This is a genomic window from Rhizobium sp. X9, assembly GCF_018873185.1.
Lineage (GTDB): Bacteria > Pseudomonadota > Alphaproteobacteria > Rhizobiales > Rhizobiaceae > Agrobacterium > Agrobacterium oryzihabitans.
The window spans coordinates 2,526,165-2,538,458 of the sequence record NZ_CP071311.1 but is presented as its reverse complement, the minus strand read 5'-3'; the positions used below and the strand labels follow the sequence as shown (position 1 = coordinate 2,538,458).

General features: G+C 58.0%; 8 protein-coding genes. 2 read left to right on the top strand and 6 right to left on the bottom strand.

Translation table 11 applies throughout. The features are described from left to right. Positions 1-28: 28 nt before the first annotated feature. On the top strand, positions 29-508 hold the full coding sequence (locus JZY08_RS12320) for a class I SAM-dependent methyltransferase (protein ID WP_216330307.1): 480 nt from the start codon (positions 29-31) through the stop codon (positions 506-508). Positions 509-546: 38 nt separating this feature from the next. Here JZY08_RS12320 and JZY08_RS12315 read toward each other — a convergent pair whose 3' ends face one another. From JZY08_RS12315 to JZY08_RS12300, 4 genes are all read right to left on the bottom strand, one after another. Beyond that, entirely contained in the window at positions 547-2,241 is a 1,695-nt protein-coding gene (locus tag JZY08_RS12315) for an adenylate/guanylate cyclase domain-containing protein (protein ID WP_216330306.1), read from the bottom strand. 214 nt (positions 2,242-2,455) lie between these two features. Continuing rightward, entirely contained in the window at positions 2,456-3,157 is a 702-nt protein-coding gene (locus JZY08_RS12310; protein ID WP_216330305.1) for an MBL fold metallo-hydrolase, read from the bottom strand. 348 nt (positions 3,158-3,505) lie between these two features. Then, positions 3,506-3,961 (bottom strand): cyclic nucleotide-binding domain-containing protein, encoded by a 456-nt coding sequence (locus tag JZY08_RS12305; protein WP_035222069.1) that lies wholly within the window; start codon positions 3,959-3,961, stop codon positions 3,506-3,508. 43 nt (positions 3,962-4,004) lie between these two features. Beyond that, positions 4,005-6,722, bottom strand: coding sequence for an ABC transporter ATP-binding protein (locus JZY08_RS12300; protein ID WP_216330304.1), 2,718 nt, complete (start codon positions 6,720-6,722; stop codon positions 4,005-4,007). A gap of 345 nt (positions 6,723-7,067) precedes the next feature. On the opposite strand from JZY08_RS12300, the gene JZY08_RS12295 reads away from it, so the two are divergent. After that, positions 7,068-8,888 (top strand): alpha/beta hydrolase, encoded by a 1,821-nt coding sequence (locus JZY08_RS12295; RefSeq protein ID WP_216330303.1) that lies wholly within the window; start codon positions 7,068-7,070, stop codon positions 8,886-8,888. Here the strand turns inward: JZY08_RS12295 and JZY08_RS12290 are convergent. Further along, positions 8,856-11,312, bottom strand: a complete 2,457-nt coding sequence (locus JZY08_RS12290) for a glycoside hydrolase family 2 protein (protein WP_216330302.1) — start codon at positions 11,310-11,312, stop codon at positions 8,856-8,858. The two genes, JZY08_RS12295 and JZY08_RS12290, sit on opposite strands and share 33 nt — an antisense overlap. Beyond that, positions 11,309-12,292, bottom strand: a complete 984-nt coding sequence (locus tag JZY08_RS12285; RefSeq protein WP_216330301.1) for a DUF1839 family protein — start codon at positions 12,290-12,292, stop codon at positions 11,309-11,311. The genes JZY08_RS12290 and JZY08_RS12285 overlap by 4 nt, the downstream gene beginning before the upstream one ends. Positions 12,293-12,294: the final 2 nt, after the last annotated feature.

Here is a 12,294-nt window from a genome sequence, read left to right as displayed (position 1 = left end):
TCATCAGGCATTCATGAACGGACGGAATATGAGCAGACTGGACAGTTTCATTCGCCGGTTGACCGCGCAGCGGGATATCCTCAACCACGTCGAGGCCGATCTGGATCTTCCGGAGGGCGCGATTATGGAAATCGGGCTTGGAAACGGGCGCACATTCAACCATTTGCGGGAACTGTTTCCGGAGCGCCGTATCGTTGCCTTCGACAGGGCCATGGGGGCACACGCCTCCTCCGTTCCGCCTCAGGAAGATCTCGTGATCGGCGAAATATCGCAAACCGCTCCGGCCTTCATCGGTGCTGAGGCGGCGCTGGTGCATGCCGATATCGGTACCGGCTATTCCGAGAAGGATGCCATCACCCTGACGTGGCTTCCTGATCTCGCTGCGGGCATGCTCGCAAAGGGAGGCGTTGCGGTCAGCGGTCTGCCTCTTGATCATCCCGTGTTGAAGCCGCTGCCGGTGCCGGAAAGCGTGCCGACCGACCGCTATTTTCTCTACCGAAAGATTTGAGACCAAGCGGCCTGCCAGCAGGCGCGCGGGGGCTTGTCTCATAGATAGCGTTCGCTCTCTTCCTTGGAGAGCAGGAAGACCTTCATTTGCGAGTTTCGTCCGCGAATGGCGATTTTCTCACTTCGCAGATCGGAGATTTCCTGGCCCGCCTGAATGATGGCCGGTTCGGAAACGACGATGGCGGCGCCGAATTCCTTTGCCTTGGACTCCAGCCTGCTGGCGACGTTTACAGTGTCACCAATCGCGGTCAGGGTCTTCGCCGCGCCATACCCCATGATGCCGACGATTGTCGGGCCGACGTGGATGCCGACCACCACTTCCAGCCGGACGGCAAACTGCTTTTCCAGACCCTCGTTCAGGATGGAAAGTTCCCGCAGGATGATCGCGGCCGCCTTCATGGCATTGCGGCAGGCATTTTCCGCGTTATCGCCAAGTCCGAAGAGGGCCATGGCGCCGTCGCCGATAAATTTGTCGAGATGGCCGCCAGCCTGTTCGACGGCCTGGCCGACGATGGTGAAGTAGCGATTCAGGAGAAATACGACGTCGTAGGGCAGCTTGGCTTCGGAAAGCGTGGTGAAATTGCGCAGATCGCAGAATAGGATGGCGATCTCCTCTTCCGTGCCGGGTCGTGCGGGTTGGGCATCCGCCGGCAGGTCGCTTTGTTGCGGTGGCGATACGAGAAGTGCAACTCCGAGATCATGGTTGGGCCGCAACTGACAGCCGAGGCGCACATCCGAATCGGCATGGATACGCCTCAACGTGGTTTGCTCGATATCTCCGGGAGGCGGAAGCGGACCCTTGCTGCCGACAACTCTGACACGGCAGGTCGAGCAACGTCCTTTGCCTCCACAGACGGAATAATGCGGGATGCCCGCCAGCCGGCTGGCTTCCAGAATGCTGAGCCCTGCCGGTACACGCGCCTGCGCGCCATGTTCGTAGCGGATTTCGATGGCCGTCAGCCGTTGCCGGAAGCTGCGCACACCGCGCAGCACGAATACCAGCATCACTGCGCCGGCGAACAGGGTCTCCGTCGCGCCGGTGATAAAGCGGATCCGCGTCTCCATTTCCCGTTGCAGCGGCAGTTCGTCTTTCTGAATGGTATTGTCGGTCAGCCCGGGAGGAAGGGCGTATTTTTGATCGATCTCCGCCAGCCAGCGGCCCGCATCGCTGAAGCCGAGGAGTGCCAAAAGGGGAAGCATCACCGCCACCGTCATGAACAGCCCGGCTATGCGCGGATACCAGTCCCGGTAACGCAGCCAGAAATAGAGGCCGATGCATCCGTGAACCCAGATCACGATCAATGCGAGGCTTTGCCACATGCCCTGTATCGGATTGTTGATCCACAGCCGGCGGATGACCGAGTAGTAGCCGACATCAATGCCATAAAGCATATGCGATACACGGATATTGACGGCATGGCCAATGATCAGAAATGGGATCGACAGGCCGAATATGACCTGAAGCGCTTCACGAAGCGGCATGCGCAGGGTTCGACGCTGATAAAGCGAGCGCAGGACAAGACAGACATGCACCAGAACCGACCCGTAAAAAAGCAGGCTGCTGACGGGATTGAGCCAGATCAGGCTGAACCATTTCCGTGCCCGCTCGGCGGTATCGATGGAGATGAGTGCAAGGGAATGGTTGAAAAGATGGGAAAAGACGAAAGCAAATATGATGAGGCCGGATAAAATCCGGGCGCGTCTCAAATTGGTCTCCGAAAAGAAACGGATCATGCAAATCCCGTCAAATGGCCATTCGGCGTAGAATCAAATGCAATATGTGGTGGCGATTGCTTTAGTGCAGGCCGCCTCGTGGCAATATCGTGGAGCAATCGATCGGAATCGGTCAATTGTGCGTGTTCGAATGCCTGTCTCATGGCAAGGCTGTCGAAGCAGGCCTTCGAAAAACCGTTTGGCAGGTCAGGCTGCGATCAGCGCAAAGTTGTGATCAGAGTTCTATAATCTGGCCATCCATGGCCGCGAATGCGCCGCTGAACTGAGACTTTGCCTGTTTTTCGATATCGTCCAGTTCGTCGTCGCTGCGGCTTGGGGCATGATGGATGAAGCCGACATTTCTCGCGCCCGCGAGCTTTGCGAGGCGGATTGCCTCCTGCCAGGATGAGTGGCCATAACCGCGGTAAAGGCTCATCTCCTCCTCGGTGAACATGGCGTCATAGAGGAAAAGATCGACGTCCCTGATCAGATCGAGGACGTTATTGTCGGTATTGCCCGGCTCGTGTTCGGTATCGGTGATGATGGCGAGGGATTTTCCTTCCCAGTCCAGACGGTAACCGATGGCGTTGCCTGGATGGTTGAGCATTCCGGTCCTGATCGTCAGTCCCGGATGAACATCGAGCGCATCACCCGGCATGAAGTCCCGCGTCGCCATCTTTGCGCAGCAGACTTCCAGCGGCACGGGGAACCACGGCGGGCTCATGAATTCGCGGAGCATTTGCCGTGTCGTCATGGTGCCGGAGAGGTGACCTGACCAGATGGCGACATCATTGGAGCTGTTATAAAACGGCTTGAAATAGGGGAAGCCGACAATATGGTCGTAATGACAGTGCGAGAAGAACAGGTTGACGTCGGTAATGCCTTCCGCCCGCAACGCCAGACCGGCGGGGTGCAGCCCCGATCCTGCGTCGAACAAAAGAACGTGATCTCCGCATCGTACCTCGATGCAGATGGTATTTCCGCCGTATTTTCGGAAGTTTTCACCTGAAACAGGAAGCGTTCCCCGCGCACCCCAGATCTTTACCCGAAAATTTCTATTACTTTCCCGACTTGCTGTGTCGGAATCGAACGCCATGACACACCCCAATAACAACGGAATCTTGCACGCTTTCCTCCCATGAAGCCCGTTGTCTCTAAAGATTCTTATATCCGCCATTTTCTGGCGGATGCCTTTGCCCTTATTCAGTCAGCATTTCATTTATATTGCAATGGTGCGACATTTATTTTTCCAATATCGCCCGTCACGGTAGCAAGGAATTGTCGCTCATGTTCTGGCGTTTGCGCGTGCTTTGCTCAGTTCCGTCGTCGTCTGGGTGAGGCGTTCGGCAAGAACGCGCATGACCTTGATCGTGATGTCGGGGAAATCGGACATGAGCTTGAAGAACTGTTCCTTGCCGATCCGCAGCGCTTCCACATCGGTCGAAGCGCGGATGGTTGCCGTTCTGACGCTGTCGCAGAGGATGGCGATTTCGCCGACGATCGCATTGCCGGTCATTTCGGCCACTTTCAGCGTGCCCGATGGGGAATCGACCAGAACATCGACTTTTCCGGTCAAAAGAACGTAGGCCGCATCTCCGACATCTCCCTGCCGGAACAGAACATCACCGGTGTGATAGGACACGCGGTCTGATGCAAATGCGAGCAGTTTAAGTTTTGACGGTTCCATTTCCGAAAAAAATGGGACCCGTTTCAACATCTGAATTTCGTCTTTGAATAGCATTGCCTTACCCTGTTCCTGTTCCACCTCGGCCACATTCTTTGATTTATGTTGCGACCATTTCCTTGAATGTACCGTTTTCCTCCGCGAGAGTCTCGTAACTTCCGTCGGCGGTGATCAGGCCCTGGTGGACAACGATGACCCGGCCAAACATACGCGAGAGCGTTGCATTGGACAGAACCCATACGATCGAGGGGTTATTGTTGTTCTGTTGCAGGAGTGTGATGACCCGTTCGACAATTTCCTCCTGCTGCCGGGGATCAAGGCCGGGGAGAGGGCGGTTGAAGACGTAATAATCGGACTTGCGGATCAATGCCCTTGCAAGGTTGAGCTTCTGACGCTGGAGAGGCCCGAGCCGCTTGCCGCCGGCGCCGAGATTGAAATCCAGACCCACTGCCAGAACGCGCTCGTAAACGCCCTGCTTGCGCATGACATCCGCGACGATGCGGGTGATGCGCCGCGAGGCATCCGTATAACGATGGCTGACCTTGCCGAAGAGAATATTGTCCAGGAGGCTGGTGGCGCTCATGTATTTTGTCGGATCGTAGATTTCGATCACGTTCTTCAGGCTGTCGGGCAGGTTTTCATGGAACATGTGCCGTACTTCGACGATCCGGTTCATGATCTCCGGTGACAGAAGGCCGAAACGCTGCCTGGGTTCGATGTAGAAGAAGCTCAGCCGCAGCATTGCGCGCTTTTCGCTTTCATTGGCCTCGTCGAAACCGCGACCCTGAAGGCGTTGCAGCATTTGCTGATAGACCGGGATATCATCCGGCGTCATGAATGTGAGCTGCTGGAAGAAGGGGTGATCGCCCGGCAGATCTGCGAAGATTTCCACGATGTTTTCCGCGATCGTGTAACCCATCTCGAACAGGGTTTTGACGAGGCCGGTCTCACGCATAAGCGAGCGGAAATAGTCACTTTCGATGACGGTCCTGATTGTCTGGGTGGAGTCCCGCATGGTGCCAAACAGCAGGTTCTCACCAACAGTCGCTTCGCTGTTGTAGCTCTCCAGCTCGAAGGGCGCGATGAGACCGCTCAGGTTCTCCTTTTCCAGTTCGGCGCGCAGAACATGCCGCAATTCCACGATGCGGGCGGCCAGATGCAGGTCGGTCAGTGGATCGATGGACGAGCGCAGCGCAAATTCCAGAATATCCTGCGAGAGTTCGACGCTGTCGAGGACTGCCAGAATGGCCTGGATGAGATTTTCCGGCCGACCGTCACTCGCCGGGCTCGAAGCATAATCGATCCATTCGCCGTTGATGTCGATCAGCGGATTGCCCGCCATCTTGGCTTCGCGGATTTCCCATTTGCGATGTTCCAGCGCGGCACCTTCATAATCCTTGTCCGCAAGTGGTGCGTGTTTCAGGCCGTAAAGCAGGTTGTCCTTGAGGCTGGCGTGAAAAAAATAACTGTCCGAGGAGACATAGGAGATGCGTCGTCCCGTCAGCGATTCCGGCAGTTCCAATATGTCGACGTCGTTGATGCTGATCTTGCCGGAAGTCGGCCAAAGTGTGCGGCCGATCGCATCCGCTAAAGCCTCGGCTCCTGAGCCGCCAACGATCGCGATTACTTCGCCCGGTTCGATCTTCAACGTTGCCTGCTCAAGAAGCCGGCTGCCGCTATCGTCTTCGAGCGTCAGATTGGTGACCACGATCGGCGCGGTGATTGCCGCGACGCTTCCCGGGGACAGTTTTTGGACCTTGTCATCGATCATGTTTGGCGCGTTGAACTGTTCGAAGACCTGCTCGTATTTAACCTGGACGTCCTGACGCGCCTGATCCCAGTCGATCAGTTCCTTCAGCGGCCCGGGCAGTTCCTTATAGGCGTTGATGACGGCGACCAGCTGGCCGACATCGAGACTGCCCTTGAGCGTGAGATAACCGCCGAGCGCGTAAAAGAAGAAAGGAGTGAGCTGTGCGAGGAAGTTATTGATGAATTTGACCAGAAACTTCCACTGGTAGAGATCGTAGCGGATCTTGAAAATGTCGCCGAGCCGGTGCGAGGCATCGGCGCGCTCGAAATTAGACGTATCATAGGCGTGGATGGTGCCGATGCCGTCAACCATTTCGCCGATGCGCCCGGCAAGCTGGCGCGCGCTCAGCTGCCGCTGCCGCCCCAGTTCGATGAGGCGGCGTCGCATCTTGGGAATGATGCCCACCTGGATGGCGGCCATGAAGGCCGCGATCAGACCCAGCCAGAAATTCTGCACGAGGATGAAGAAGAGTGCTGAAAGCGCCTGACCGCCGAGAAGCGCCGGCTGCACAAAGGCATCGCCGGTAAACCCGCCCAGCGGCTCGACCTCGTCCTTCACCATGCTGGAGATTTCGGCGCCCTTGACGCGCTTGAAATGCGTGGGCGGAAACCGGAGGATTCTGTCGATCAGTTCAAAACGGATACGACGGAGAAGCCGTTCGCCGAGGCGGCCCTTGTAGGTATTGATGTAATATTTGAAGAGCCCGTTGATGATGACAAGCGCAAGGAAGGTGAGGCTGAGCGCCATCAGCATCGACATGCGGTTGAGCTCAAGCCCGGGGAACAATGTCACGGTGCCCCAATAGGGAATATCGACCGTGAGATGCATGAAAAGCTGCGTTGCGTTCGCCCCCTCGAAACCGTCTCCCTGAATGGGACCGTTGACGATCTGCTTGGGCAGATCGAATGCGAGGAAGTAAGGGATCATGGACAGGGCGACGATCAGCAGGATGAAAAGCTGCTGCCGCCTTGTGTGCGACCAGATGTAACGCGTAAGGCTTTGTTCCATATAAAACTTCTATGACCGGTCGGGCCAGGCCCGGCGTGTTGGTTTGCGCGGTGTCAAGACGATCGGGCTGCCAGGCGGCGGAACCTCCTCCTGCAAATAGGTATGAGATTCGCTATTTATCAGTATATTCAAGCGGTTTCGAGCAAAATAGCGCCTGGGCCGTACGCTGGCCAGCCTATCGGCATGTTCCCTTGTCACGCCGCTTTTGCGACATATGGAACACGGCGGTATTTCTATATTTCTCTAATGTTACTGTTTTTATTGTTGAACAGGCGTTATGAGACTTCTGTATAGTGAACCCGATGAATGTCTGAGCCACCCACTGGCGCAATAATGGCAAGGTTGATGGCGATAGATATTTCAGAGCGCGCCGGCAATGAACCCTCCTTTGATACGTTGTCGCTTTCAGGCATTGCATCGGATGGGGTGATCGCGCATCCGGTTTCTTTTGAAGGGTGCACGGGTATTTTCCATCCGGTGCGCAAAGACGTTAAACAGGATCATGCGGTTCTTTTCGTCAGCCCCTGGGGCATGGAGGAGCTGTGCAGCCGCAAGTTTCAGCGGGTTCTGGCCGAGCGGCTGGCCGCATCGGGTGTCGCCAGTCTGCGGTTCGATTATCACGGTGCAGGTGATGCGCTTGATCCGGAAGACATGGGCCGGACGGCGGACTGGCTTTCCGACACGCGGGCGGCGCTTGACTATCTCAAACGTCTTTCCGGCTGTTCCCGAGTGGCCGTTATCGCCCAGGGCCTTGGTTGCCTGATCGCCGCACAGGCGCTTGCCGGTGAGGCCGCTGTGGGTTCCATGGCGCTTCTGGCCCCCGTTGTCTCCGGTCGCGCCTATCTTCGCGAGCTGGCCATGTGGTCTTCCATGATCGATGATGGACTTGGTCTTCGCCCAGAACAGCGCATTGCGGAGGCTGGCGCGATTGCGGGCATGGTGATGCCGGCGGGTGTTGCCGACGGGATCAAGAAGGTCAATCTTTCAAATCTGGATGCCGCTCCGGCACGCGCCATTCTGGTCCTGTCGAGGTCAGGCCGGGTGACCGACGGCGATTTAGCAAAACGCCTCGCCACAATCGGCGGTGAGGTGGAGGAGGCGGAGTTTTCCGGCTATGACGATCTCGTCTCCAGCCCGACGCTGTCGAAAATATCCGGCGATGTGGTGAACCGGCTTCATGACTGGGTGCTGTCCAGGGCCCGCGCCGGGGATGCGGTGGGCCGGCGGTCGGATTTTACCATCAACGCCCCCCAGCACGGTCGCGGGTTCTTCGAGCAGCCGGTACAATTTGGCGAAGGCGGTCGGCTTTTCGGTGTTTTTTGCGAGCCAGACGATCGGCAGGCAGTCTCTTCGGTCCTTCTTCTTGGCGCGGCCTATGACCGGCATGCGGGCTGGGGCAGGCTTTCCGTGCAGACGGCCCGCACCCTTGCGCGCGAGGGCATCGCCTCGCTCCGGTTCGATGCGGCCAATATTGCCGACAGCCCTCCCGTCAAGAGCGTGCCCGATCAGGTTCTCTACGATGTCGCGCAGAATGACGATGTTGCAGCGGCGCTCGATTTCCTTGGCCGGCGCGGCAAAGGACCCTTGATTGCCGCGGGCCGCTGCAGCGGCGCTTATCTCGCCTTCAACGGCGCGCTCGCCGATGACAGGATCAGCGCCGTCGTCGCGGTCAATCCGGTCGTCTTCCACTGGCAGAAAGGCCGCTCGGTTGATGAGGCGCTGCACAAGCGGCCGCGCTCCTTCGGTGAATACAGCCAGCGTTTTCGTCAGGGCGCTACATTCAAGCGCCTCATCAGCGGCGATGTCGATGTTGTGAGCGCCGGGCTGAACATCGTCAAGGCGACGCTCAAGAAGCTCAAGACAAAAACGGCGAGGCTTTTCCGCAGGGGAAGCGAGGAAGGGCGCGCCGTCTACGGTGCCTTTGACAGGTTGAAGGCGCAGAACACCGCCATCAGCCTGCTTTACAGCGACAATGACGACGGGCTTGAGCATTTTCAGTATTATTTCGATGCCGATGGCAGGGGACTGTCGGCCTATCGGAATGTTTCGCTGACCATCATTCCCGATGCCGACCACAATCTCTCGACGCCTGAAGCGAGAAAAACCTATATCGATGCGGTGAAGCGACTGGCTTTAAAAGGAAAATCGCCGGCTCGACCCCAGTGACATCACCTCGCCGGAAGGCAGCGTTTCGGATGCCGTAGTCTCCGGCAATAGGGCGATTTTCCTGCTCTCGCCGGGGGCGAGATGGAACCAGTTTTCCGAGGCACGGTAACCTTCCGTCGTGACATGGACGGATTGAGCCAGCCGGTCCGTGCTGATTTCCAGTGACCAGCCGCCATTTTCCTCGCGCACTGCCACCTGAAGATTGGCGGCATGCAGCGCCTTTTTCCGGCCAAGCGGAAAATGGAAGGCGTCGGCGATGACATGTCCGGTCGCCATATCACGAAGCCGGGCAACCGTGACATCATGGGATGGCGGGCCGAAACGATAGGCGTAGGTGGTGTCGAAAAAGGCGCCGAACATGCCCGTTGCGGCGATGGTCTGGCTCTGTCGCGGCAAAAGCGTCAGCGGCCGTTTGGCGTGGACGACGGGTTGTGTGCCGTCGCGCAGGCAGGTCAGCTCCAGCATTGCTTCAAGGCCGTTGCCGGTTTCGTTGATGAGATGAATGTCCAGCCCGTTTGTGCCCTCATCGGAAAGACTGAGCTGTATCGGGCGAAATGCTCTTTTCAGCGCATACCACACGGATTTCGGCCTGCCGGTGGCGTCGATGACACCCCAGCCTGCGCCGGGCACCAGATCCTGCAGGGTCCAGACCAGGGCACCCTGGCACGAAGAAGCATCGCGGCGCCATTCGGCGAAGGTTGCTTCCATGACTTCGGCCGTGGCGGCGCGGGACATGTCGAGATAGAGACCGCCATCCTCGCGGCGCAGCACATCCGGTTCGACGTCGTATAGCAGTTTTAGATAATGGTCGCGAACATCCTCGAAATCCCAGGAGGCGCCGCGATCGCGTGGCGCGCGGGCCTTCCATCGCGGATCATGCACCGCCAGCGCGGGAAGATGTCTGTCAAGGGTTTCCTGCTCGGGAATATTGGCGAAGGCGAGGCACTCGGCGGCAAAGCGCACATCTGCCCGGCGGGCATCTTCCAGCGGACGGCAATAGGCGCCGACGCCATAATAATGGCCGACCCTGGCGTTGGGGAAGAAGGGCAATGCGCCACCCGAGGGTGAGTTGGCGACATAGACCGTGTCCGGCCGTTTCTCGACCACCACTTCCGGCAGGATTTCCTCGGTGAGCGTTCCTTTCCAGATTTGCTCCGGCAGACCGAGCATTGCGCCCTGCTGGTACATTTCGCTGCCGCCGCAAAAGACGGCGAGCGAGGGAGAAAGGGCCGTCGTCTCAAGGAACTGCGAGATTTCCGTGACGATATGCTGGCGGAGGGCTTCGTCCTTTGCCGGGTAATCGAAATTGGCGAGCATGGCGTCCTGCCAGACCATGATGCCGAGTTCGTCGCAGAGCGTGAAGAATTCCGGCGTCTCATAAGCCATGGTGCCGCCAACGCGGATCATGTTCATGCCGGCTTCGGCAGCTTTCCTGAGCCATGGTTCGTAATCCGGTCTCGATCCCGGCAGACGCACAATGTCTGCCGTCGTCCAGACCGCACCACGGCAGAAAACGGATTGTCCGTTTACCCTCAGCCCGAAACCGTTGCCGTCCTCGCCGTGATCGATCTCGAGATTTCGAAAGCCGGTCCGTCCGAGACGGTGTTGTTTGCCGTCCAGCTCCAGAATGATCTCGTGGAGAGCCGGTCTGCCATGCGTGTGCGGCCACCAGGTTTCGACGCCCGGTATGTGAAGTTCGCCGGAGAATTTGCCATTTTCAATGCTCGAAAGATCGGTGCTGTATCCGGCACAGATCAGGCGTGTGGTTGCAACGGTGCGGTCTGTTTCCAGTGCAATAGCCAGCTTGCCGGTGCCGGTTTCATCCAGTGAGGATCGGGCTGTGCAGAGAACTCCGTCCTGCCTTATCAGGCTGATGGGTCGCCATGGGCCGGCAGCATGGATTTCCGGGCACCAGCCGGGCATATAGCCGAGTGCCGTTGTCCGGATGAGCCGCAGACCCTGCGTGTTCATCATCTGTGGCCGCCAGCGGGCGCGCGGGCCGGTTTTTTCAAGCCTCGGCGCAAGCGCCCGGAAGCAGATCGACAGTTCGTCCGCACCCGTCAGCTTGACTGGAACCTCCAGCCTTTCGAACATGCTCTGACTGGCCGCGATCAATTCGCCGTTGAAGAAGATTTCCGCAATTGTCGACAGGCCATCGAAGCGCAGGATTGCCCTTTCGCGGACATCGGAAATCATCGTCAGGCGATACCAGGCGTCCCTGTCGTTGAGGGCTGCCGGGGCAATGCGATCGAATTTTCCGGCCATTTCCAAGGCCTGCGCCACAGTGCTCGGAACGGATACGTTAAGGCTTTCAAGGGTTGCGGAAATATCCGACGGCGTCTCGAAGGCATCGGCCGGCGTCAGCGTCAGCGTCCAGCCTTCGCTCAGCAATTCTACGCTTTCGCCCGGAAGGTAGATCCTCACGCGGCCTCGCTGGCGTTCGACAGTTTCGCAGCAAGGCTGTCCATCAGGCCATCCCATGCATCCGCAGCCGGATCGAGCACGGCGGCAAGCGCATCGAACTTGCGGCGCGTAACGGCGCGGGCAAGCTGGAACTGCACGGTCTTGGCGACCTCAGAGAGGCGAAGCGCATGATCTCTCGCTTCAGAAAAGCCGTCCTTGTCCAGCCAATCGAGGTGGCTTGCCGCCAGTTCGAAATTGGCGCCGAGCTGGCGCAGCGTGTTGAAGGCGTATTTGTGGAAAAAGCCGAATGGCCTGTCTGCGACCTTTTCCACCTGGGCCGGAAACACGGCCGCGAAAGCCCTGACCGGGTTGGCGGAAGGGCGTCTTGAAAAATGAAATTTCAGCAGCCGTTCGGCTGTCTTGCGGATATGGGCCGGTGAAGGATCGCCGTCCGCGAATTTTGCAAATTCCGTATAGGGCAGGAATGGCGGGTCGGTTTCCTGCAGATGATGCTGGAACAGGCCGTCAAAGTCTTCGCCCGATAAGTGGAAAAAACCGGCATTGTGGAAATAGTCGAGTTCCCGCGTCGCCAGATCGAGCCGGTTGATGGCAATGGTGGTCTTGCCATGCTCCTTCTGGTAACCCACCCCATGGGTATCGGGCATATAGAAGCTGTCCATCTCGATCAGGCAGATGCGGCCGCGTTCCAGCTGCGCCTCGATGTGGTTTTCCACCCGGTCGAAGATCGCAAGTTCGGTGGCGCGAACGCCATAAAGCGCTTCGAGATCTTCCAGCGGCACTTTGAAGAAGGTGAACTGGTCGCCTTCGAAATCCTGCGTCAGGGTGAAACCGAACATGGCTTCCGGCGGCAGCCCCTTGGCGGCCAGCACCTCGATCCACAAATCGATGTAGCAATTGGTTTCCGGCCACATTCGCTCTGACGAATGAAGCGGATGCTGCACATGATTTCTGGGATCGAGACCGGGGAAAATCTGCCGCATGA

Excerpts from the sequence above, each read along its gene's own strand:
- JZY08_RS12320 (WP_216330307.1), top strand. The coding sequence starts at position 29 with ATGAGCAGACTGGACAGTTTCATTCGCCGGTTGACCGCGCAGCGGGAT.
- JZY08_RS12315 (WP_216330306.1), bottom strand. The coding sequence starts at position 2,241 with ATGATCCGTTTCTTTTCGGAGACCAATTTGAGACGCGCCCGGATTTTA.
- JZY08_RS12305 (WP_035222069.1), bottom strand. The coding sequence starts at position 3,961 with ATGCTATTCAAAGACGAAATTCAGATGTTGAAACGGGTCCCATTTTTT.
- JZY08_RS12300 (WP_216330304.1), bottom strand. The coding sequence starts at position 6,722 with ATGGAACAAAGCCTTACGCGTTACATCTGGTCGCACACAAGGCGGCAG.
- JZY08_RS12295 (WP_216330303.1), top strand. The coding sequence starts at position 7,068 with ATGGCGATAGATATTTCAGAGCGCGCCGGCAATGAACCCTCCTTTGAT.
- JZY08_RS12285 (WP_216330301.1), bottom strand. The coding sequence starts at position 12,292 with ATGCGGCAGATTTTCCCCGGTCTCGATCCCAGAAATCATGTGCAGCAT.